The organism is Proteus appendicitidis (assembly GCF_030271835.1).
Taxonomy (GTDB): Bacteria; Pseudomonadota; Gammaproteobacteria; order Enterobacterales; family Enterobacteriaceae; genus Proteus; species Proteus appendicitidis.
Genome location: NZ_CP127389.1, coordinates 1572421 through 1594616, shown reverse-complemented (window position 1 = coordinate 1594616; position 22196 = coordinate 1572421). Strand labels below are relative to the sequence as shown.

Here is a 22196-nt window from a genome sequence, read left to right as displayed (position 1 = left end):
AGTATGTTTGATACCGTATTTTAATGAACGATTAGCATTTTATCGTGAGAGAAGTAAGATGCAGCCAAATACGAAATTGGTGCAGCATTTGAAGGTGAAGTGATTTGTAATTTGTGATTTGCACTAGTTTAGATTTGAAATAATTAACATAGAATATAACTTAATTTGATGGTCAGCTTTGAGCAAGGAACGGACATAAAACCATTAATTGCAAAGACCAAACTTTAAGAGGATATTTTCAGTACTTGTAATTTAATTGACATAAATATTATCTGATACACATCCATATTTGATACAATCTATTGGTGGTTAAACACCCCGTTTCCACCTCAGATCTTAGTGTTTTATACTTAAATAGAAAAATAAATTTAAATCAATATGTTCTATTGGATTTTAATATATCAATTACTTTTTATGAGCGCATATATGTACATATTAGACCATGTACAACAATGATTATATACAACCACCAATGAACATATAATTGATTGTAGCCCATCCACACGCCTAACAAATATCACGGCTGGTTAAAGCCTCATCAGCTAGATGATGCAATCACGTTCAATTTGCTGTCTGAATTTTACGCACCCTCGTTTTTGGGGCTCGAATTTAAGATAATTACTTTCCTATTGAATATAACTAATTTAATAGTCCGTCTTGAGCAAAGATCGAAACCTTAAACTGTAATCAGTAATAGATAATATGCAGGCTTGATACCTATAACTGATAATCAGCCACCAAATTTATTAAATTGGTCAGCAATAAAATCAATGTATTCATTTCCTTGACCGTTATTCCTGAATTTTTTTTGCTCCTTAAAATCAATATTGGGTGTAAAATGGATTAGCTGGTTACCTTCATATAGTTTTAAAGGAGAATAAATGGGTGTTGGTTTGCCATGTAATAGATCGCGCACTCCTGATATTGCACTACCGATTAAAACATCACATAATTGAACGGCGGGACTCAATTTGGAGTCAACTTGCTTTACACTTTTCAACTTTAAAGGGTATCTGATACTAGCAATTTCGGACATTTTAAATTCAGCTGGTATCTGACATTTGATCAGCATGGAAAGGTAATCATTATATTGTAGAAGGTTTTTAGAACGGTCATGCTCAATGCCATATGGTCCTTCTGACATTAGTTCGGTACGTGATATTAGTGCTTGAAGGATAATAAATGCAGCATCAGTGGAAGTGCTTGGATTAATGATTGCTTCAATACAATCCGGGTGTTCCTGAGCCAGCGGTCCCAGCACTTCTGGCAATAGCCACCAATCCACAGCCTTAACACTCTTAATAAGAGTTTTTACTGCAGCATGCGTTTTTTCATACATAGCATTTTGAAAGGATAACAGAATATTTTCAAAATCATTGCCAAAATATGCTTTACATACATAGTAAGCCATTGATGCCATGGAAACATTCCCACCATTTTCGTATAAATTTATTCCATTAGCATAGTAAAAAGGCTCTACAGCATACTCAATAAACAATTGAACCAAAATAAAACGTTTATCTGCAATACACGTGACACATGGGAAGTTAGCAAGTAGCTCTTGTTGCAAAGTGAAAATTGGTTTCTGATAACTATCTCTCTTTTTAAGAGAACTAAATTTTAATTCGGGGGCCTTGCGTTTAGGAAAATGTTGTTTGATCAAGTAAAGAGCATCATCATGACTAATCTTTACAGCGCTCGCTCCTTGCCAAGGCTGTGACTTTTGGAGAAGATCTCGTCCAGTGTAGCCTGACTCATCAATTGAAAATATACTCATTTATTTTGTGTCCATATCATATCAGTTATTCCAGCCAAAATACCTTTTTGGTATGCCATGTACCATAGTATTAGCCCCCTATTAATTAAAATTTTCTATGTAATCAACATCCGCTTTTGGCATAAAGCAGACTACTGGCTCACATATAGCTCAATGCTATAACAGCATAAATTATAATCTTGAGCCAGTACAGTTAATGGTTACAGCAATATGTCATTCTCACCAAGCCCGAATTGCTCTTTCATCTCCTCTTCTTTTTGCCTACGCTCCTCTTCCGCTTTCTGCGCTTCTTCCATCTCACGCATTCTCACGTTATAGAGGGATTGCTCAGGCATCTGTACACGAACGGAAATAAAACGACCATCAGGGATATCAATTGGGTCGCCGTCATTGAAACCGTTAATGTCATTACGAGCAAAGTCAGGTGCGTTAGGATGGGTGCGGTGATACGTTTTAACGAGAATAGAGCCGTCTTTGTTAATTTCAGCGTCACCCCAAATAAGAGGCTGTTTATTGACATCGAGAGGAATTTCAATACCGCCATCGACACCGCCCCAGCCTGCATCGGCATTAAAGCCCAGTACCCCTTTAATGAGATATTCACCTTGAGCTACTCGAGTAACCGTAGCGCCTTCTGATTCGTCATTAGTGGTAAATGTGCCGTCAGGATTGATGTTAATAATTGGGGAGGCTTTTTTGATGAAACCTTGTGGATCTGTTGTTGTATTGCCACTTCCCCATAATACATTCCAAGAAAGAACATCTCCTCTTTTTGTGCATACTATCGGCGTACCGGATGAACCATGAAAAAAAATTTTTACCGAATTATTCCAATCGTATTTTAAATTTATTCCGGAACCCCAGCCACTAAACCAATCACTAGTTCCTGCACCACCACCTTGCCTAAAGAACCCCGTTCCCATTCTCGTATCGTTCAATGTATTATTATCAACACTATCAACTTGATTATCATCAAGTATCCTCTTCATATTAAGATTTGGATATTCATCTGAACCAGTGATACCTGACCTGTAATAAAGCTTACTATTAATTGGATCACCACCAATACAAGCGAGTTGAAAGCATGAACCATGACCTGATTTATCACCCCAATTCCTAAAATTAACCAGACCAACAGCCCCCATTCCTGTTCCACCAAACAACCCTTTGATATCGATAAAACCACTGGAATAACCGAACGGATAAGACAAAATATTATTAATTGATATATAGTGTTTTCTAAAATCATGGTAGCACTGTAAAGCAAGGCTAGTGTCTTTTTCTACAATAACCGGATTTTTATAATCATATATTTTACTTGAAGATAATAACTTTCCTCCTCGAGTATCTGGAAACTTATATGTATCAGCAACTCCATTTCTTTTAAGATATATATCAGGTTCAACTCTAGTTAAAGATAACCAAGCAGCATTTTTTTCGTCACGAGAAACGATTCCTACAGCATCAGTAAATAGAACTTCACCATCTACCCACTGAATACCTCCTTTTTTAGTATCTAGCTTATTACTAATATCTCCTTGCATCTTCTTAATGCTATCCAGCGCAATGACTTCACCATTTGGCATTTCAATTTTTGTTTGCCCTGTTTCAGTCATCCATGTATTCATCGCATCGAGAAAATATTGCGTGTATGCATTTATTGCAATCATCGTTCTTGCTGCATCACTATTATTATCTGGCTCAGTAATATGAATCGAGAATGTGGTGTTCGTTGCTGTGGCTAATGCAGGGTGTGCTAATACTAATTCAGTGTCGGAATTCACGGATTTAATCATATACGGAATATTAGTATTTCCCGATTTAATTAAAATAGTCATTCCGATATTAATGGCTGGATTATTATTTTTAAATTTAGTGCCAGTTCCACGGACAATAGCAGACCCTGACACTGTGTTAACAGTGCCTGTTGTGTATATCATGATTTATTTCCTTATTGCTTGCAGGCTAATAGTGTTATTTTGAAATATCTATCTTCGCTGTCATATCTAAATACACCCGGTGTATTCGCTTTTAACGTTGTTGATGGTGAATTCCAATAATAAAAATCATCGACTCGTCCACCATTTTTAATTTCAAAGAACTTATCATCGTTTAACCATAATCGACACCACTTACTATTATGTGTCGTCGCTATGGTGACTACTTGAATAACACGGTCAAAAGATTGTGCCGGTATTGTAATTGTTTCTCCATTACCAAGAGAATAAAACTTAACTATGTCACCTTCGATATTCTCCACTTTTAAAGTGCCCTTAATTTCACAATCCTTGTCAATAATCACATTATTCATTGTGCCTTTAGTGGCTTTAATTTCTCCTCTAAATTTTGCATTCTCAAATTCAGCATATCCATTTTTATTAATTATCCAGCCTGATTTTCCAGCCACATAATTATTTGATTGAATAACATTCCCTATTTTTGCATTTGTAATCGAACCATCTTCAATAAATAAATCTCGAACAAAGAATTGTCCATTTTTGGCATACATGAATAATTCCATCTTGCCATTTGCGGGGTTGTACCAAGCGAAATTATTCGCGTTATAACCAAAGAATGATTCCAGTTTTCCATTCTTAACCTGAGCACTAATTACTTGTCCTGCTGCATTATATTTCACGTTGTTATGAACAATCGTGATATTAATGGAATGGGTGACAACGCCATCGCCAGATTGACTAAATTCAGCCTGCATTTTCTGCTTAATCAAACCTTCTTGTTCGCCAAATTTAACCTGAATTTGTTCCTCTGATTTAGCGAGCGCTTTATCTGTTTTAGATATCGCCTCTTTGTTTGTTACCACGTCCGCAGCAACACGAACAAGCTCCTTATCTGTATTGCCTAACTTCTGGTTGGTGTCGGCTAAATTTTGGTTAGTTGTTTTTAACTCTGTGCGGATCTCCGTAGTTGTTTGACCGAAAGCTTTATTTAGCTCGGTAATTGACGTTTGAGTCTCTTTAATTGCAGACGTGTTATCACCAACCGCGGAGTAAATTTCTTTAACTTCCTGTGCCCATGCTTCGTTATCCGTTGCACGAACTTGCCATAGCTCTTTGATCCCAGCCTGTGATTGACCATGACTTACTAACAAACGGCGCGATAGTCTAGAGTCTTCATTACTAAGAATAATTGCTGTCTCAGCATTCCAATCCAAGCGTTCACTAAGTTGCTGACCGGCTTCAGATGACATAAAGTGTCCACCAAGCTCTGGCAATATCGTTCCTACATCAAACTCCGATTCCCCACGAATAAACTCAGTCCACTCGGATTGATTACCTGTTTTATCCACCAGCCTTGCTCTAAAATAAAACGCTACACCAGCTGATAAACCCGCCATTTCATAGGTTTTAGATGGATAAGGAACATCAGATAACAGCATCAGGCTTTCACCATCATTGGTTTTGCTGTACTGAATTTCAGTTTTTAATGTATCACTAGTGTTTTCACCAAATCCCCAGTCTAACTTAATGCCAAATACTAAGGGCGACGCTCTAAAGTTAACCGGTTTGGGTGGATTACCCATTTTGCCTGTTAACGTTTTTTCGTCAGAATACCCCCAACCGCTTGAGATCTCAGAAGCATTAATGGCTCGAACACGGACTAAATATCGACCGGCATAAACATTAGGAACCTCAATAGAGTTAATGGAGCTACGAGGCATATTAACCCAGTTACCTTCATTTCTACGCCATTGCGCTTCATAAGAGATTGCATTTTCAACTTGTGGCCACTGTGCTCGCATCGTTTCAATGCTAACGCCTTGGCTTACAATGGAGTAAGAGTCGATGACAATATTTTTCGGAGCTTGCTGGTTATTAGGAGGAATAACACTAATGGGCCTTTCATCAATCAATGCGCCAGAATCAACGTGTTCATATTTACTGGGATCATGCTGAATGGCGGTAATAGTAAATTGATTAGATTCATTTTCAGTGACACTGACAACGCGATATTGTTGCGCATACAGCTCTTCTGATTCGACAACCCAAACACATTCTGCCTCTGGTGTCTCACTGTACTCCGTTGTAACCGTGATCACTTTCCCTGATACTGTTTGTATCGTTCTTGCTTGAGATTGCCCTGAAGGAAGATTGAGAATTAAGCGATCACCACTCACAGCACTTGCAACGCGATCTAACGTGATATTTCTGCCATTGATGGCACTCACTCGACCGCCAGTGACTTTCCCTGACAACAGTTCATCAGCAACAGCGATAATGTAACCGGGTTGCGGAATGTTCCCATCCAATCCGACAGAAAATGTCACCATTCTGTCTTTATTGTTTGTCAGTATTCCCCAGCGCCCTTTTCTGTTTGCTTCACTTTGTCGGGTGCAACCAATTGCGGTAACTTCTAATTGATTAAACCCAAACCGAGAAACTAAATCAGGTTCAAACACTGGCTCCATTGCATCAGCATATCCATTTTGCGGATCTGAATACGAAACCAATGCCGTGGAATATTTTTCTTTACTGCTACTGCTTGAATAAATAAATTTTCCATCAATCACATTGGATCGAGTATAGCTATAATCAATATCACGAGGCATATCCGCTAATGTTACAATCTGACCGCCACCCCAATAGGTCATCCCTCGAAAGATGGCTGCAAAATCACGTAGCACGTTATACGCTTCATTTCTATCTTGCACATAAACATCACAGACATAACGAGGTTCTGTGCCATCACCACCTTTCCCATCAGCTACTAATTGATCACAATACTGCGCTATACGGTATAACTCCCATTTATCAATCTGTTGTTGATTTATTCGTTGTCCAAGACCAAATCTATCGGAGATAACAATGTCGTAGAAAACCCATGCAGGATTATTGGTCCATGCCCATTTAAAGGAACCATCCCATACGCCCGTATAGGTACGATCAATAGGATTGTAATTTGAGGGTATTCGGATTATGCGCCCTTTCGGTTTGCACGTTATTTGCGGAATAGAGCCATTGAATTGTTTAGAGTCGAATTCAATATAAAGTAACGCTGTATGAGGATAGGTGAATTTAGCATCAATGACTTCAGTGTAACTTTGCAAAACAACCGTATCACCGATTTTACTGCTATTAGCATCATTAGAGACTTTTCTAACACGTAGTGACCATGATGTTTTCGACTCAGGTAAATCAATTCGATGCGCGCGCTCATAACCTGATGTCGTTTTTCCTTTCACAGCACTATCAATAACGGTTTTCCAACTACCACCATCAGTTTGTAAATCAATGGCGTATTTAACTTCATTACCCACCAAATCCCCATTATCTTCTTGCTTGAATAATGAAGGCCACTTTAGACGAACCCGAATAGCCGATAATTGTGAATTGGTAAATGTATGAACCCACGGTGTTTTACTCGAAATCGTTGAGCCAACATTGATTTCATTTTCAGCGCTAGGCAATCCTTGAATGTAAGTCTGTGCTTGTGTTCCTGATCTAAAATCCCACGTTACACCACTAAAATTTGCATTTCCTTCAGTGTCTTCTAACGGTGTGCCATCAAGAAAGATATTTTGTGCCGTTAACTCTCCAGCAAATTCTCCCTCACCCAAGGCAATGAGTAACTTTGCTTTAGCAATAGATTGTAAATCATCAGGTTGCTCAACAGGCACACGAGGACTACCACCGCCCCCTTTTTGACCGTGAATTATTTTTCTCATTAGATTATTCCAAATAGACTTATTGCTGATCTTCTACATAAATACCTGCGGAAATGATGGCACCACCAATAGTTCTTTCGCCATAAAGCACTGGCACAGGGTAACCTTGAGAAACAGTATTAGTAGGAGAGCCAAATGCATACGAAGGTTTGTTTTCACCCTGATCTTGCATTGCAAGACCTTTCGGTTGAGGTGAAAGCATTTGAATAACACCGCCGATAGCGACTGATGCGCCAACAGCAAATAAAAGGTTACTGGCCCATAATGCGGAACCCCAAGGTAGCCATATAGCGGCAGCAACAAGGACGGCACCAAAAATAGTCTGAAAAACACCACCTCTTTTGCTTCCCATCACAATGGGAACGATACGAATAATTTCTTCTGATATTGGGAAATTAAGATCATCAACACCGATATTCTTTTTCCCTTTAAATACGGCATATGTTAATCCTCGTGATTTACTGGTATTTAAATACTGTTCAAATCCATTTAAGGTACAACAAAGTGCTCTGATTGCTTCTGATGTTGTCGTAATTATGCGCTGATGAGTTTTACCAAATGTTTTGCCTAATATTCCGCTTAACTCTATTGTTACCATTTTTTCTTCTTGCATAAAAACTCCATAAAAAAACCCGCACTTGGCGGGTTATATTTAAGATGTTTGAATGATTAATGATTTACTTTATTTTCAAAATCTTCAGTAAATTTTGATCTTAATGATTCTGGAAAACCGTTTGTTATAGCGTTTATGTCCATCTTATAAAATGCTATTAACTGTGCTCCGTTATATGTAGGTTTTGATTTTTTCATTTCTTCGACAAATTTAGTTACTGCTTCTTCATCAAATTTCAGTCCATCACTTCCCCTAATGACAAAATTAGAAGCAGACCATTTACCTATATCAAAAAATTCACTTTCAATTGATTGATTATTTATTTGTTGATTATTAGTAAGAGATGATTTGCCTCCTCTAATTTCTTCAACAATAGCGCCGCAGCCGGCAAAAATAGAACCGATTAAAGTTAAAAAACAACCGATGGACATAGAAACTACTGCATTAGGAAATAATCTAACAGAATCATATTCCGTTTTAATATTCATTAATATTATCAATCCGATAATTATACTGATAACACCAATAGCAAATGTAAAAAAACCAAATTTTTTCATTATCACTCCATATCAGTTTTTATAATTAAACGTGATCATGTTAATAATTTGATAATAAGAATGAAAGGCAAATATAGAAATAAATACTTTTTATTTAATTAATGATAAATGACGCAATATAATAATTGTTCTATCTCGCCAATAACCACCATAAGGAACTCGCTGGCTTAATCTCCCATAAAGGTGATGTAACAACATACCATCATCCAGAATAATACCAGCATGATTTGCAACATTGGATTGAACCTGCATAACAGCCATATCGCCTGTTTGTGGTTCACCTTCTACTTTCACAAACCCCGCTTCTTGCCAATTATCCATATAGCGATCTTCACCTTGCTCCCACCACGGATAATCAACACGATAATCAGGTAATACAATATTATGTGTTTGCTTGAAATAACTCATTATTAGCCCCCAACAATCCGTAAAACCAAGCACAAATGGACGGCTAATAAGAGGAAGGTCGCCTCGAGGAAGAATTTCACGAAAATCCCCCTCGGGGTAACTGACAATATACCAAGGGATACCCAGTGCATCACATTGAGCCTGATCTAACTCAGAAGGTTGAGTAGTTGCGTCTGGATGACTATGAACAATACCAATAACGACGCCTTGGTCTTCACATAATGCATATTCTTGGGGAGAAATAACGAAGTGCTCTTGAGGTGTTTTAGCTACATTTACACAAGGTAAATACGTCTTTACTCTGGATTTTTGTACGATAACGCCACATGCTTCTTTGGGATATTCCTTTTTTGCATGAGAAAATATCGCCTCTCGTATTTTCTTTTGCATCATTATTATTTCCGTAACAACGAGGTCCCGACAAAACCACCAAAAGGAAGAGGATTATTTTTACCAAATCGCGGTACACACCCCGTTTTCAATAAACCACTACACTTATCTAGTGATGGGTCATCAACAGGATTACCTTGTTTATCAAAATAACCATTTTGCCCTGCATAATCACACCCATCTCCCGATTTATATTGCCCTCGTAAACACCACGTACACATTGAATGTAGTTGCCGAGTAGGTATCATCACACCTTGTAAATCCATTGGACTCGCCAGTGTAAATTCAACAAATTCATTTGTTTCTGCACTTTTACTATCAATATAAAAGACAGATACTCGCTCTTGGGTGGGATCTGCAGAAGCATTCCCATCACTAAAATTTTCTGCATCGAGATAATGAGAAAGGGTATCGTGAATAATCACTTTTGCTTTCAACATATCATCATAATGCAGACATAATGCGGTTATTGAGCTATCTAGGTTAGCCACTGATAATTTAGGATTAGCACTAGATCCCGTTGTAGAGGACTCTAACCCTTCTATTTGAACTGGCCATGCCCCATATTCATTCCCTTGCCACCAAATGGGCTTAGCTTCTATTTCTCCTTTAGCCTTTTGCATCTCCTCTTCCGTGATGGGAATATTGTATGCATGGAATCTCAGAATATTAGGAACACCAAATTCTGTACCATCAACTTCAAAAAGCCGGACAGTATTGCCCGGCTCTAATTTTTGATAATCAGCTGTGATCATGATTTAAATGCCTGAGTAAAAACCAAAGAAAGGGTGTAATTTCCTGCACCGTTCGGAATGAGTTTGTGTTCATCACAACGATACAATCCAAGTGGCTCAAGAGGCGGTTTCCAGAAAAATGACTTTATTCCTGCGTGTTTATCAATAAAGTGACGAATAGCTGAAATGTAATCTTCATCACCCACAAACTCCATTGACCATTTCTGACTGCGTGAATTTAAACCATTACCAGAAACTTGTTCATAACCATCCCCAAACTTGACTTTCCTTGTGTTGTAAGAGACATCTTCAGTCGGGTTTACACGCGGACACCAAGTGAATGTTTCCATTTTTAACGGCCTCCTCGAGTTGCATTCCAAATTAAACCACCCGGCCTAATATCTTTAGACATTAACTCTCGGTAACGGCTATCAACAAATCGACCAATCTCCGCACCAAACTGCTCGAATCCATTCGTTGATTGAGTTTCTGAATTACCGTTACCGTCAATGGTAATGTAAACCTGTGGTGCTGAAGGAGCGCCTTGATTATTACCACCAACAACTCTAACCCCTAAGTTGCCATCTGCAGTTCGAGTTAATGGCATTATAGCCTCACTCCCTGCCTCGCCCATGAGTCCGAGATTAGGCGCGCCCCCCTTAGCAAAGGCAAAATAAGTGGGTGAGCTAACGATTTGATTACTATAAGAACCAAGGCTTTCTGAACTATGTACCCCACCTTTAGCGTGGGCAACACCACCTAAAAATCCACCAACAGCGCCCATCCAGCCACCAGCACCGGCCATTGTATTCAGGCTATTCACGATTGCCGCATTAATGAGTACATTCTGAATAGATTTCAACACGCTAACAGACCAATCTTTCCAGCTGGCTTTATTACCATTTAGTTTATCGCTGATAGTATCAACCATTCCTCCCATTGCATTTTGAACAACAGAGGCTGTTTGAGCAGCATAGTTACCACTTTCTTGAACCCAATCTTTCATTCCACGCGTTATACCTGCGGTCCAGTCAGATTCAGCGAGCGCTATATTTCTATACTTAAGGTCTAATGCATCTAATGCTTTAGACCTGGCTTCAATATCTTCTGTTTTCTTTGCAGATTCATTGTAGATACGGTCTATTTGTTGACTTTCTTCAAAGTAGCTTTTTTCTCTTGAACTCATGCTGTTAGTTTGGATCGCTAACGTAGCTTCATCGTTAAATTTGACTGTGGCTTCTTGCAGTTTTTTACGAGCCTCTTCCATATCACGATGCTTTTTGACGGCATCATCTGCTTTTTGCGTCCATTCTGCGAGAGCAACAGACGAGCGTTCAATTGCTTCTCTTTGCTTATCAGTCCATTTAGCCCCATTTTCATGTGATGCTGCATAAAGAGAAGCGGCTTTTTCGCCTTGTGAAGCCCTAACCTTCTGAACCTCTGTTGCCACACTTAAATCTGCTATCTTCCGCTCATATTGTTCTGCGGTTCTTTCAGCTTCTTTTTGCGCTTTTTCATAGGCGCTTTGTGTTGCCTTTCCTGTTTTAAGAGATTCATTTAGCTTTTCTCTATTTTGAAAAGCTGTCACTAGGTTATTAATATATTTCTGGCGATTTTCGGCATGCTCTGGCGTGTTGGTTAACCCTACATCATCGGCAGAAAATTCGGCCTGTTTAATAACTCTAGCTTCACCCGTTAATGAAGAGAGAATTTTATCTCGCTCAGAGTTATTTATTAGCGTCTGCTGTTTATCATCTAATGGTGCATTAGGAATACGCATAGGAATATTGACGAGTGCCTGCCGAGTAGCGAGCATATTGTTACCAATATTCATGATCTGATTGAACTTCGTTTGCTCAGCATTCATAAACAACAAGGCTTGATGAGCTTTATTTTGCTCTGAAGCCTGTTGTCGAATTAAAAATACTCTTTGTTCTTCAATGTTTTTCAATGCTGACTGAATCCCCGTAGATTTCTCTTGCATTTGAATGAGTCGTTCTTTTTCTGCTGCAAGGTCTTTTTCAGCTTCAGCTAATTGATTAACAACATCAGCCTCACTAGTTAGATGATTTATCATGAAATCACCCATCTTGGGTCCAGGTGATGCAAGTATCTGCTGGTAGCCTCTAATTTGTTTCTCTAGATCATCAACTTTACCTTTTTGCTCAGCAACCAGCCTATTTTGCTCAATGAGTGAGTCATTTGTTTTGTCATAATTATCAGACACATCAGAAAGAGACATCTTTCTTAAATTCTCTTGTACCTGATTAATAGTTTCGGCATATTCTCGAGCAGAGCGCCTCGCTTCCTCTTGATTTTGATACATAATATACCAAGCAGACGCCCCAGCCATCACTAAGCCTGGAACACCTCCAATTAGCCCCATCGCGCCACTCATCAATCGAGAACCTGTTGATGTCACTCTATTAAGATTTTCTTGAGCAATACGTCTAGCTGCAATATTTCTATCTAACTTTGCCTGAGCCTGCGCTAATCTTTTCTCAGCTAATACCTGTTGCTCGACACTTTGTGCAGCAGATACGGCTTGTTGAGCGCGATAGACAGTTGCTCTTGATCTTGCTGTTGCAATTTTAATTCCGTTCAATTGAGCTTGAGCATGAGCTATTTCGCTTTTAGTTGCACGCCCAACCCCAATGGTTGCATTTGCCACACTCGTTGTCAGACCACCAAAATAGCGAGCCAATCCTAGACCAATTAACACACCAGAAACAGAGGCTATAGCATCAATATTGTTCGCGATCCCCTCCATTACAGTTGACAATATACGCGTTGCACCTGATGTTTCATTAACATTGCCGATCCATGCCATGAACGCATTTTCAATCTTCTGTGCAGACCCACTTACCGTGGCTGGCAATTGTTCAAATTCAGCACGTAACTGTTGCGTATTCGTCAGGATAGGAACAATTTTATCCATCGTGAGTAGTCCGCTTTGCGACATTTCACGCAGACCACCAATCGTCGTTCCCATACCATCAGCCAGCATTTTTGCTAATCGCCCACCATTTTCCATGACAGCATTAAATTCTTCACCACGAAGAACTCCCGAACCTAATGCTTGGCTTAGCTGTGTAATAACAGAGCTGGTTTCTTCAGCGCTGGCGCCAGAGAGTTTTAATGAAGTTGCAATGGTTTCGGTGACTTTCGCAACATCACTTGAGGCATAACCCGCATCACGCATGGATTGTGCAACACGGCTGTATAGATTCGTATTCGCTGCAATCGATGTGCCCGTTCTTTGGCTCAGCGTCATTAACTCTTGCTGTGCTTGCTTAAAATCTTCCATCGACGTAGACGCTAATTTTAATCGACCGCTGAGTTGACTCCATGTGTCTGCATAATTGATAAGTTGCTGTGTTGCAAAAGCCCCTGCAAATGCACCCGCAACGCCTGATACGGTATTTTTAATGGACGATAATTCACCATTTAGATCATGGATAGCGCGTTGCATTTCACGAGATGCTCCACTGGCGCGTCGTCCGCCTTGCTCAATGATCCGATAATAGTTTTCTCCCATACGCGAAGCCCGCGCTATTTCAGATTGAAACGAGGAAGAATTAGCAGAAATTTTAATAATCAGTTCACGCAGTTTTGCCATTTTATCCTCGCAAAAATAATTAATTTTCTGAAATAGACTGAAAGAAATTCTCTAACCCATTAGAACTATCATCACTTTCTTGGGTTGCTTTGGGATCCCATCGTAAAAGCACATCAGAAAGCGTGCATTTACCGCCTTGAGAGTGATAAATAGAAGAAACGATATGTGCTGTTTGAATATCACTACGAATATCACCGATAGGATTAATGCGATCAAAAGCCATCCACATCCGAAGTTCACTCAAGCTCATTTGGCGAGTGAGTTCGTCAAGAGTGCGCCCCATGCGGAGCGCCAATGTCATTAAAAAGAAAGTATCAGGCTGGGCTACTTTTTTTCTGCATCATCAACCGAAATAGTTAAATCGAGCGCTTGTTTTAATAAACGAGAATGCACAGGGCCATAAATAGCCATCACATCGTTGATGTCTGATTCATCAAAAACGACATCCCCGTTTTCATCACGCAACACATCAATAAACATCACAACATCGGCACGTAAATTACGTTGTGCAATTTCAATGTCAGATAACGAATGTTCATCTTCAGCATTATCATGATGAATAATTTCACGCCACTTCATCCATGCAGGTGATGACGGTTCACGAAGCATGACGACCGCATTTTCCCATTCAGCAACATTCACTTTCTTTGTGCGAAAGGCATTCTTTTCACTTAAAGCCAGTGATTTTAATGACGGTTTTTTCATGGTTATTCGCTACCTTTATTTAAATTAACAGTCCCGTTTTTAATCGGCTTAGATTTACCTTTTAAACGTAGGGTAAATGAAGCGGAAACCACACCCGAAGTAGAAACACTCCAACTGTTTTGACGCACTTCGGCTAAAAAGGCATAGCCAATACCTGAAGGGAACTCCACTTTAAATGCATGAACTTCATCATTTTCATACGCGGTACGTAATGTTTCTTGGCCTTCATCATCGGTGAAATTACCATTAATGGTGAGTTCTGCAGGTGCGGATAATCCATTGGTAACTTCTTGCTCCTCAGAGCAGAGCGTGGTGACATCAATATCTGATTTCTGCCCACCGGTATAACTGATCTCTTTTGTTGAACAAGAAATCCCTAAAAATACCGCATCAGCTGGATTAACTTCTGTTGCGGGTAATTTCGAGACACTGATTTTAGTGCCTTGTGTTTTTTCATATTTACTAGACATGATCATTTCCTATTGGCATAAAAAAACCCCCCGAAGGTGGCTTTAGTGTGAATAATAAGGCGATGCTACTGCCAAACTTGGCATTCAAATGTTGCTCTAAACAATCCTGTATCAGGCTCGTAGCCTTGTTTTTCTGAAATTTCAACAGGGCTTAATTTTGTTAATGCATTAGCAAATAACAAGCGAAGCTTTCTCGCCTCATCAATCGTATCGGCATAAACATCAACCTGAATATTCGTCATCGTTTCGGCTTGCCCCTTCAGTACATCACCTTTGACATCGTACAAAGAGAAGACACACCAAGGCGCTGTTATTGCAGGGCTTGATTGTGGAGCAACATACGGAAAAACTTTATCAGGTAATACAGGTGATAAAATTGCGTAGATATCCGCCTCTGTCATTTTCCTAGCGCCTCATCAATCGCTCTATTTAATTCGCTAATGGCTAAATTGGCTGCCTTATCCGATTCACGATCAAAAGTGGGACGTATAAAAGGCCTCGGCGCCATTTTAGAAGTGCCCTCTTCAAGAAAGCGCCAATAAAAGGCATTGTTAGGATGATCACTTTTCATGGATGTATCACTGTTTGTGCCTGATGCGTTACTCCCTCGAACATAAACGCCTGAAGAAACCTCGCCTTTATTGCGCATTCTGTGATTACGGGTCACTATATTTCGTGCTAATTTTCCTGTCTTTCGTGGCGCGGACGTTCTGATTTCATCACGTAATAACATTGCGGCCGCATTGGTTGCTTTTCGCATCGCTTGATGACTTTCAGCTCGACTTAAAACATCTAACTCTCTTGATAAGTCGAGTAGATCGGAGAAATCCAAATTCATGGTTGTTTAACTCCCTGTTTACATAGCAATTCTAATCGAGTCAATTTCTCATCAGGAATGACTGACTGAATATCATAAATTTGCTCACGCCAAACCATTCTGCAGGTACTGTTAATATCGGGTCGATAACGCATCCACACTCTAACAGTAACCTCTGACATTTCAGCATTAGCGGATATCAGCTCACGACCAGAAAGATGTTTTACTTCGCATCGCACTGAAGCGATATCAACCCACTCTTTTTTAAGTTGCCCTGAAGGTAACTTAATGGGTACGTTCTGTTGAAATATGACAGTTTGACGCAATCTTCCTGCTTTCATGATTGCCCTCGCATGGGTCTGATACGATATTCACGCAATGCATTACATAGCGACTCGGGGAGTGATTGACCTTCACGATTCTCATACCAAAAACCAACCATTTGCATGAGCCTTATTTTTATATCTTCGGAAAGAAGTAAGCCATAATGATCATTTTCAGGTATTTCATCATCATACAATTTTCGGTTTGTTAATCTTTCCACTTCGGCTATCGCTGATAATAGATTTTGTTGAAGTAAATCATCATCCTGATCACCATCGATATAACATTGGCGTTTCAATTCATCGATAGTTGGAAATGCCATGAAACCTCCAATAAATCCTGCGACCTATCCCGATCGCAGGCACAAAAAAACCGCAATTAAGCGGTATATATGAAACTGAGATACATAAACTCAGATTATTTAGTGGCTCCAGCTTTCAGTAACTTCACAGCATTACTGTCAACCAACATAGAGCCAACGCGTTTCGTCGTATAGAAATGGACAAACGGTTTGTTAGTGTATGGGTCACGTAACATACGAACACCAATACGATCAAGAATAGTGTAACAGCGGTTGAAGTTACCAAAAGCAATCGGCACAGCATCAGCAGATACATCAGAAAATTGCTCATTTTCTGCAATGCCATACCCTAATAATGCTGAAGGTTGCCCTAATTGCAGACCGGGTTGCCACAAATAATTACCTTGAGCATCTTTCAGTGTGCGAACTTGGAATAATGTATTGTTATTCATCATAAATTTAGCACCTGTACGATAAACCTTTCGCATGGTGTAAATCAATTTCATGATTTCATCCGCAGTGATTTCTGTCGGTTTTTTCAATAACAAATGCTGTAACTTACCCCATTCACGTTCTTTGTCGCCTTTATCGTCACTGCCGTATGCCAACAGTCCTTTAGGCTTTTTAATACCGTCACCGTGGGTAAATACCGCTTCTTCCTGCTCTGAAAATTCTGTGGCTAACTCACTGGTGATGAATTGCTCAACATTAAAAAAGGCATCATCGAGCATAGTTTGAGTAGCAGCAGGGTTACCGTAGATTTCACCCCAGAACGGTTCAATAGACGCGAGTTTTGATGTGCTGGTTTCAGGGCGTTTATCCACTTCACCCACCCATCCACTATTAGTGCCACCTTGATTAATCAGGCGTTTAAACTTCTCTGTGCCAACCGTAATCACATTACACTCTTGGCGCATAACCACTTCATCACGCAATGCCGTAATGATATTACGATCCAGTTCTTCGGGTACTGCATAGCCGCCGTCAGGATCTGAACCGACCTGCATTGCTTTACGCTCTAATTCCGCAAGCCCATCATCGGTACCTTTACGCACAAATAATTCAAACGCAGTTTTATGCTCAGAGACATCTTTATTCGTCACGTTACCATCTGGACGTTTTACCGAAGCGAGCTCAGCTTCTAAATTGCTTTTTAATTCATCCAGCTCTGATAATTTTTCATTTAAGGTATCAACGGTTGCTGATAACTTACTTTTTTCAGCTTCAATCGCATCGATACGTTTGTCATTCGACTTTTTAAATTCGTCAAACTGACCTTTTAATTCCTGAGCAACTTCACTGACATCTTTATGATCAATAGGCATAATTTTTCCTTTATTATTTAAAAATAGATTTCAATGTTTCTAATGCTTCTTGCTCAACATCACGCAGAGAAAGTGCATCGTAGCCTTTGGCCATAAAAGCCTTAGCTTGTGTTCGCGAAAGCCCAACATCGCGCAGGACTCGCTCAATACTTTTTTGTGTGGGTAATTCACCACGAGCAAATGCCGACTTCACATCACTGACTCGCGCTTCATCATTGGAAGGAAATGTCACTAAGCTGACTTCCCATAGGTCGATTTCTTTCAGTAGAAAAGCATCTTTACTGCGGTCATATTCATAATCTTTAAGAATGTAACCAATAGAAAGGCCGGAGAGTGATCCGACCTTCATATGAGCATGTGCACGTTTAGATAACGGGTCGTCATCAATTAACAGACGACCTTTTACATAGAGTCCGGTGCTGTCTTCTCGCATCTCGGTATAAATACCAATAGGCTCAGCCATTTGGTGTTGCCAAAGTAAGGCGGGTAATGAACCTTTTTCTTTCCACTGACTCAGGGAATTAAGAAAAGCCCCCGGCATCACAATATCGGCATAACTGTCTTTTACCCCGAAAACGGAGCCGTAGCCTTCAAACTCGCCAGAGTCACTAACAGACTTAATTTTCAATGGCACATCAAGCCGTTGTTTGGTCGTCATCGGCATGCGCTTTCTCCTCTTGTTTTTGGGTTTCTGGTTTAGTGGTCATGTTCATCGGTGTGAGATAAATATCACCACCCTCACGAGGATTTAACTCTTCGAGTTCACGACATTCATTAGGCGAATAAATCCCCCAGTTAATGCCTGTTGAGTAGGCTTCAAATCGCGATTTCATATCACCACGTAATAAAGCGCCAGTATTAAATTTGGCATAAAAAGTCCCTTGCTTACTGGCTTTTACTAGCCCTGCATTAATACGTTGCTCTATACGAATAAGGTAGGGAACAAGTGAGTAGTTAATAAAACCAATACCCAAGTTTTCAATGTTATTGAATGTGGCGCGATCGGTGTTTTGCACCATGTGAAGGGGAACACGAAAAATACGGCAAATTTCCTCTAACTGAAACTTTCGTGTTTCAAGAAATTGCGCATCTTCAGCCGATAAACTGATTTGTTGCCACTTCAACCCCATTTCTAAAATCATCGGTTTGTGTGCATTGGCTAACCCTTGGTGCCGTTCACCGAAGTCAGATTTCAGTCTTTCGTAAGCATCATCTTTTAGATATTGATCCGTTTGTAATACACCACTTGTCACCGCACCGTTTCCAAATAAACGCGAACCATGCTCTTCGGTGGCTAATCCCAAACCAATAGCCTGACGTGCATACGCGATTGGGCTTAACCCCACTAAACCATCAAGAGTAAAAATCCGCACATGCCAGATTTCTTGCTGTGTCAGTGTTTCACTTTTACCATTTGGAAATGTCACCTGATACTCAGGCTCCCATTGGCTATTTAATTTTGGTGTGACACAACTAGGATCGAGAGGTAGTAATTCAACCACTTCGCCTAAGGCGTACACCTTATAAGCATAAAAATTCCCTCTTAAACACAAACAGGCAATTAATAGTTCCCAAAGCTCTTGAGGTGTCATGTAATTATTGGGCTTAACCGCCAGTAATTTGTGTAACCGTTCTTTGGTGGCGCGTTTATTTCCTCTTTCTAATTGTTCATATAAAGAGCATGGCAACATCCCTACCGATTCTGCAAGAACACGAATACAACTAAATACAGAAGTCAGTTGCATAGCGAGTTGTGTACTCACTCTTCGACCAGAATAAGTGTCATAAGACAATCCAATTAACTCACTCAGTTCTGATGAGGTCATCTCTTTCTGAGATTTCTGAAATAACCCAGGGAAAAACATTATTCCTCCTTGTTATTTCTAGGTTGTCCAAGCGCTCTTGAAACAAGGTATGACCATAAAAGGCACAATAAACCCGCGCAAATATAGCCCATCGGTAGATAGATTAACCAAGCGCCCCATGACAACAAAAAGGCACCCGCAATCCCAACCAATAAGGCTGTTATTGTTAAAAATTTCATTAAATTTCCTTAGAGAGAGCGTAAGCCTCGAGAAGCGAGGACATCAGAGAGGTTTTGTTCCTGATCTCCACCATTCACCAATAATCGACTCATGCCTGTAAATAGTGCAACAGGGCCGTCTATTTTGGCTTCAGGGGTTGATTTATTAGGGAAAATATTGTCATTTTTATCCGGTTTAACCGTGACGTTCGACATCATCCAGTTCATAACAGGGTGTTGGCCATGATGAAACTTACCCGCATAAACCAGTGCTTCAATCTCTTTCATGGATTCAGAAAAATTACGCACCGTTTGAGCAACCTCAACAAGGGGTAACCCTTCTTCAGCCAGTGATAAACTAAATTGTGTCGCACTCCACGGGTCAAAACCCAGTTCGTTTAAGTTCTCGCCAGTCACCCATTCAATGATTTCTTCTTTAATTTGAGCATGATCGACAACTTCACCATCAGTTAATTCGAGATACCCCATATCAGCCCATTTGCGGTAAAGCTCCGCCATTTGTTTAGAACAACGCTCAAGTCGGTCTTCGGGTAACCAAAACTTAAAATCAGCATGAACATGACCGTTATCGGGCTGTTTCCATACTTTAGCTGCCGCACAAATATCAATTTTATTAGCAAGGTCAACACCAACCCATAACGGATAAGTTTGTAATTCTTGTTGTGATGCGAGTTCAGGAGCACTATCCCACTTCATCATATCCATCCATGAAGATTCAGCCGTGACCCAAATATTCATGTGTTTGGTGAAGAAGTTAATCCGTGCAGAAACCTGCTCTTTGGCTTTCTTGGCTAAACGGCGTAAATCATCCCAGCGCTTACAAACACCGAGACCCGGATTCGCTTTTTGCCACACAGTTTCATCAAAGGGATCATCGTCTTTATCTAAGGTGTAAATAATCGCGAAAAACGAGTCATCATCCACTTGGCCACGAAGCACTTTAATACCGTAATCTCGTAGTTCGTAACAAATCCCCTCCTTATTAAAACCCGCAGTGGTGATCCCAAAAAGAAGAGACTGCAGACGCGCACCGGTGGCGGTTTCTAATACATCCCACACATCACGAGTTTTGTGTGCATGCAATTCATCAACAATGCCACAATGAATATTTAAACCATCAAGGTTATTGGCATCACTGGAAAGAGGTTCAAACTTAGAGGCGGTTCTTTCTTGATAGATAGCGAGTTTATTAAATTCAAATAAACGACCTAGTGTCGCTTTGGACTTCTTCAGCATATTCTTCGCATCTTCAAATACGATACGAGCCTGATCACGCGTCGTAGCTGCTGAGTAAACTTCGGCACCGCCCTCACCATCAGCACCTGTCATATAAAGCCCAATCCCTGATGACAATGTGGATTTTGCGTTTTTACGTGCAACTTCGTTGTAAGCGGTGCGAAAACGACGGACAAAGACAACATCACCGTCTTCATCTACAACTTCTTTACCCGTTTGTTCATCAATTAACGGAATAACAAAGCCAAAAATATTAATTAAGATAAAAATATGCCAAGGCATTAAATCAATGGGCTTACCGGCCAATGCCCCTTTGACATGAGGAATAAAATTGTAAAAATCGAGTATGTGCTGTGCGCGATCTTCAATGAAATAGATGCCACGCTCAGGCCCATGCTCTAAATCATTCAAAAACCGTTGGCACGCTAAACGTACCAGTTCGCACGCAACAATTTCTCCAGTCACTACCTGTTCGGCGTACTGAATTCCATCTGCTACGATTGCCATTCATCATTTGCGCTTTTTCAAAAATACCTCAAAAGGATCTTCTTCGGCAGGAGTGTTCATCGTGACTTTTGCTCGAGAAGCGGGAGTCATACCAAATTCACTTAACATGGCGCGAATACGTTTCCATGCGTCTGCCTTCATTGCAGCAGATGGATGCGCCTTTATCATCAATCCACTTTCTGTATTGTTTTTGTAGGTATAGCCTTCTTCATCGAGAACATCACAATGATGTCGATATTCAGTGTAAGCTTCGACGAGTAATTCCAATGCCTTAGCATCCATCTGACTCATGACACCCATTGCATCAAGTTCTTCAGCAATACGCTTAAACCAGTACTTACCTTGCTTAGTGAAATGCTTCGGAGTTGGGGGTACCCCTTTTGGCGGTTTTGGCTCTTTTTTATTAATCGGTCGTTTTGATGGGTTCCCCCTCACCAATTGCAGATGTGACGGGGTTTTAGGCGGTCCAGCCATAATAGAAATCTCCTATCAATAATCGCTTGGGGTTCCCCAAAAAAAGTTTTCTAACCTGCGGTGATGTGAAAAGAGGTAAGGGGGCGGTCCTATAGGGCGAGAGAGGTAGAGATTTGACCCTCCCCTCCTACCAATACGTTATAATTTCAATATGAAATTAAATATTTTTATAACTTTATTTTATTGTTATATATCAATAGGTTGTATTTTAT

General features: G+C 40.1%; 22 protein-coding genes. All 22 read right to left on the bottom strand.

Annotated elements, in window-relative coordinates; translation table 11 throughout:
- Window positions 1-730: 730 nt before the first annotated feature.
- Window positions 731-1777 carry a DUF3800 domain-containing protein gene (locus QQS39_RS07360; protein ID WP_049210459.1) on the bottom strand — a complete coding sequence of 349 codons (1047 nt, stop codon included), beginning with the start codon at window positions 1775-1777 and terminating at the stop codon, window positions 731-733.
- Window positions 1778-1977: 200 nt separating this feature from the next.
- Entirely contained in the window at window positions 1978-3717 is a 1740-nt protein-coding gene (locus QQS39_RS07355) for a phage tail fiber protein (RefSeq protein WP_285805650.1), read from the bottom strand.
- Window positions 3718-3728: 11 nt separating this feature from the next.
- Complete coding sequence (locus QQS39_RS07350; RefSeq protein ID WP_285805649.1) at window positions 3729-7460, bottom strand: TipJ family phage tail tip protein; 3732 nt, start codon at window positions 7458-7460, stop codon at window positions 3729-3731.
- Between the two features lie 19 nt (window positions 7461-7479).
- Window positions 7480-8073: a tail assembly protein gene (locus QQS39_RS07345; protein WP_023582499.1), complete on the bottom strand. Its 594-nt coding sequence runs from the start codon at window positions 8071-8073 to the stop codon at window positions 7480-7482.
- Window positions 8074-8129: 56 nt separating this feature from the next.
- Window positions 8130-8630: a hypothetical protein gene (locus QQS39_RS07340; RefSeq protein WP_023582500.1), complete on the bottom strand. Its 501-nt coding sequence runs from the start codon at window positions 8628-8630 to the stop codon at window positions 8130-8132.
- A gap of 90 nt (window positions 8631-8720) precedes the next feature.
- On the bottom strand, window positions 8721-9428 hold the full coding sequence (locus QQS39_RS07335; RefSeq protein ID WP_285805882.1) for a C40 family peptidase: 708 nt from the start codon (window positions 9426-9428) through the stop codon (window positions 8721-8723).
- A gap of 5 nt (window positions 9429-9433) precedes the next feature.
- Window positions 9434-10183 carry a phage minor tail protein L gene (locus tag QQS39_RS07330; RefSeq protein WP_282743877.1) on the bottom strand — a complete coding sequence of 250 codons (750 nt, stop codon included), beginning with the start codon at window positions 10181-10183 and terminating at the stop codon, window positions 9434-9436.
- Window positions 10180-10512: a phage tail protein gene (locus QQS39_RS07325; protein ID WP_248620134.1), complete on the bottom strand. Its 333-nt coding sequence runs from the start codon at window positions 10510-10512 to the stop codon at window positions 10180-10182. Before QQS39_RS07325 ends, QQS39_RS07330 begins: the two co-directional genes overlap by 4 nt.
- A gap of 2 nt (window positions 10513-10514) precedes the next feature.
- Window positions 10515-13781 (bottom strand): phage tail tape measure protein, encoded by a 3267-nt coding sequence (locus tag QQS39_RS07320; RefSeq protein ID WP_285805648.1) that lies wholly within the window; start codon window positions 13779-13781, stop codon window positions 10515-10517.
- A gap of 19 nt (window positions 13782-13800) precedes the next feature.
- Window positions 13801-14064, bottom strand: coding sequence for a phage tail assembly protein T (locus QQS39_RS07315; RefSeq protein WP_227335946.1), 264 nt, complete (start codon window positions 14062-14064; stop codon window positions 13801-13803).
- 41 nt (window positions 14065-14105) lie between these two features.
- Window positions 14106-14486 (bottom strand): phage tail assembly chaperone, encoded by a 381-nt coding sequence (locus QQS39_RS07310; protein WP_088495895.1) that lies wholly within the window; start codon window positions 14484-14486, stop codon window positions 14106-14108.
- A gap of 2 nt (window positions 14487-14488) precedes the next feature.
- On the bottom strand, window positions 14489-14956 hold the full coding sequence (locus tag QQS39_RS07305; protein WP_036913331.1) for a phage tail tube protein: 468 nt from the start codon (window positions 14954-14956) through the stop codon (window positions 14489-14491).
- A 65-nt stretch (window positions 14957-15021) separates the two neighbouring features.
- Window positions 15022-15357 (bottom strand): hypothetical protein, encoded by a 336-nt coding sequence (locus tag QQS39_RS07300; protein ID WP_161769481.1) that lies wholly within the window; start codon window positions 15355-15357, stop codon window positions 15022-15024.
- Window positions 15354-15794, bottom strand: coding sequence for an HK97-gp10 family putative phage morphogenesis protein (locus QQS39_RS07295; protein ID WP_198813431.1), 441 nt, complete (start codon window positions 15792-15794; stop codon window positions 15354-15356). Before QQS39_RS07295 ends, QQS39_RS07300 begins: the two co-directional genes overlap by 4 nt.
- A complete protein-coding gene (locus QQS39_RS07290) occupies window positions 15791-16114 on the bottom strand; it encodes a phage head closure protein (protein ID WP_248620129.1) in 324 nt (107 codons plus the stop codon). The genes QQS39_RS07295 and QQS39_RS07290 overlap by 4 nt, the downstream gene beginning before the upstream one ends.
- Window positions 16111-16419 (bottom strand): head-tail connector protein, encoded by a 309-nt coding sequence (locus QQS39_RS07285; protein ID WP_100159853.1) that lies wholly within the window; start codon window positions 16417-16419, stop codon window positions 16111-16113. The genes QQS39_RS07290 and QQS39_RS07285 overlap by 4 nt, the downstream gene beginning before the upstream one ends.
- Window positions 16420-16514: 95 nt before the next feature.
- Window positions 16515-17723, bottom strand: coding sequence for a phage major capsid protein (locus QQS39_RS07280; RefSeq protein ID WP_248620128.1), 1209 nt, complete (start codon window positions 17721-17723; stop codon window positions 16515-16517).
- 13 nt (window positions 17724-17736) lie between these two features.
- Window positions 17737-18381 (bottom strand): HK97 family phage prohead protease, encoded by a 645-nt coding sequence (locus QQS39_RS07275; RefSeq protein ID WP_285805881.1) that lies wholly within the window; start codon window positions 18379-18381, stop codon window positions 17737-17739.
- The gene (locus QQS39_RS07270) at window positions 18359-19588 is read right to left on the bottom strand and encodes a phage portal protein (protein WP_023582514.1); all 1230 of its coding nucleotides are present in this window, start codon (window positions 19586-19588) and stop codon (window positions 18359-18361) included. The genes QQS39_RS07275 and QQS39_RS07270 overlap by 23 nt, the downstream gene beginning before the upstream one ends.
- Complete coding sequence (locus QQS39_RS07265; RefSeq protein WP_088495902.1) at window positions 19588-19767, bottom strand: hypothetical protein; 180 nt, start codon at window positions 19765-19767, stop codon at window positions 19588-19590. The genes QQS39_RS07270 and QQS39_RS07265 overlap by 1 nt, the downstream gene beginning before the upstream one ends.
- A 9-nt stretch (window positions 19768-19776) precedes the next feature.
- Complete coding sequence (locus QQS39_RS07260) at window positions 19777-21510, bottom strand: terminase large subunit (protein ID WP_285805647.1); 1734 nt, start codon at window positions 21508-21510, stop codon at window positions 19777-19779.
- A 3-nt stretch (window positions 21511-21513) separates the two neighbouring features.
- Window positions 21514-21984, bottom strand: a complete 471-nt coding sequence (locus QQS39_RS07255; RefSeq protein ID WP_285805646.1) for a phage terminase small subunit P27 family — start codon at window positions 21982-21984, stop codon at window positions 21514-21516.
- Window positions 21985-22196 lie beyond the last annotated feature (212 nt).

What these genes read in the sequence shown, in the direction of transcription:
- QQS39_RS07360 (WP_049210459.1), bottom strand. Translation starts at nt 1,777, where the DNA reads ATGAGTATATTTTCAATTGATGAGTCAGGCTACACTGGACGAGATCTT.
- QQS39_RS07355 (WP_285805650.1), bottom strand. Translation starts at nt 3,717, where the DNA reads ATGATATACACAACAGGCACTGTTAACACAGTGTCAGGGTCTGCTATT.
- QQS39_RS07350 (WP_285805649.1), bottom strand. Translation starts at nt 7,460, where the DNA reads ATGAGAAAAATAATTCACGGTCAAAAAGGGGGCGGTGGTAGTCCTCGT.
- QQS39_RS07345 (WP_023582499.1), bottom strand. Translation starts at nt 8,073, where the DNA reads ATGCAAGAAGAAAAAATGGTAACAATAGAGTTAAGCGGAATATTAGGC.
- QQS39_RS07340 (WP_023582500.1), bottom strand. Translation starts at nt 8,630, where the DNA reads ATGAAAAAATTTGGTTTTTTTACATTTGCTATTGGTGTTATCAGTATA.
- QQS39_RS07335 (WP_285805882.1), bottom strand. Translation starts at nt 9,428, where the DNA reads ATGCAAAAGAAAATACGAGAGGCGATATTTTCTCATGCAAAAAAGGAA.
- QQS39_RS07330 (WP_282743877.1), bottom strand. Translation starts at nt 10,183, where the DNA reads ATGATCACAGCTGATTATCAAAAATTAGAGCCGGGCAATACTGTCCGG.
- QQS39_RS07325 (WP_248620134.1), bottom strand. Translation starts at nt 10,512, where the DNA reads ATGGAAACATTCACTTGGTGTCCGCGTGTAAACCCGACTGAAGATGTC.
- QQS39_RS07320 (WP_285805648.1), bottom strand. Translation starts at nt 13,781, where the DNA reads ATGGCAAAACTGCGTGAACTGATTATTAAAATTTCTGCTAATTCTTCC.
- QQS39_RS07315 (WP_227335946.1), bottom strand. Translation starts at nt 14,064, where the DNA reads ATGGGGCGCACTCTTGACGAACTCACTCGCCAAATGAGCTTGAGTGAA.
- QQS39_RS07310 (WP_088495895.1), bottom strand. Translation starts at nt 14,486, where the DNA reads ATGAAAAAACCGTCATTAAAATCACTGGCTTTAAGTGAAAAGAATGCC.
- QQS39_RS07305 (WP_036913331.1), bottom strand. Translation starts at nt 14,956, where the DNA reads ATGTCTAGTAAATATGAAAAAACACAAGGCACTAAAATCAGTGTCTCG.
- QQS39_RS07300 (WP_161769481.1), bottom strand. Translation starts at nt 15,357, where the DNA reads ATGACAGAGGCGGATATCTACGCAATTTTATCACCTGTATTACCTGAT.
- QQS39_RS07295 (WP_198813431.1), bottom strand. Translation starts at nt 15,794, where the DNA reads ATGAATTTGGATTTCTCCGATCTACTCGACTTATCAAGAGAGTTAGAT.
- QQS39_RS07290 (WP_248620129.1), bottom strand. Translation starts at nt 16,114, where the DNA reads ATGAAAGCAGGAAGATTGCGTCAAACTGTCATATTTCAACAGAACGTA.
- QQS39_RS07285 (WP_100159853.1), bottom strand. Translation starts at nt 16,419, where the DNA reads ATGGCATTTCCAACTATCGATGAATTGAAACGCCAATGTTATATCGAT.
- QQS39_RS07280 (WP_248620128.1), bottom strand. Translation starts at nt 17,723, where the DNA reads ATGCCTATTGATCATAAAGATGTCAGTGAAGTTGCTCAGGAATTAAAA.
- QQS39_RS07275 (WP_285805881.1), bottom strand. Translation starts at nt 18,381, where the DNA reads ATGACGACCAAACAACGGCTTGATGTGCCATTGAAAATTAAGTCTGTT.
- QQS39_RS07270 (WP_023582514.1), bottom strand. Translation starts at nt 19,588, where the DNA reads ATGTTTTTCCCTGGGTTATTTCAGAAATCTCAGAAAGAGATGACCTCA.
- QQS39_RS07265 (WP_088495902.1), bottom strand. Translation starts at nt 19,767, where the DNA reads ATGAAATTTTTAACAATAACAGCCTTATTGGTTGGGATTGCGGGTGCC.
- QQS39_RS07260 (WP_285805647.1), bottom strand. Translation starts at nt 21,510, where the DNA reads ATGGCAATCGTAGCAGATGGAATTCAGTACGCCGAACAGGTAGTGACT.
- QQS39_RS07255 (WP_285805646.1), bottom strand. Translation starts at nt 21,984, where the DNA reads ATGGCTGGACCGCCTAAAACCCCGTCACATCTGCAATTGGTGAGGGGG.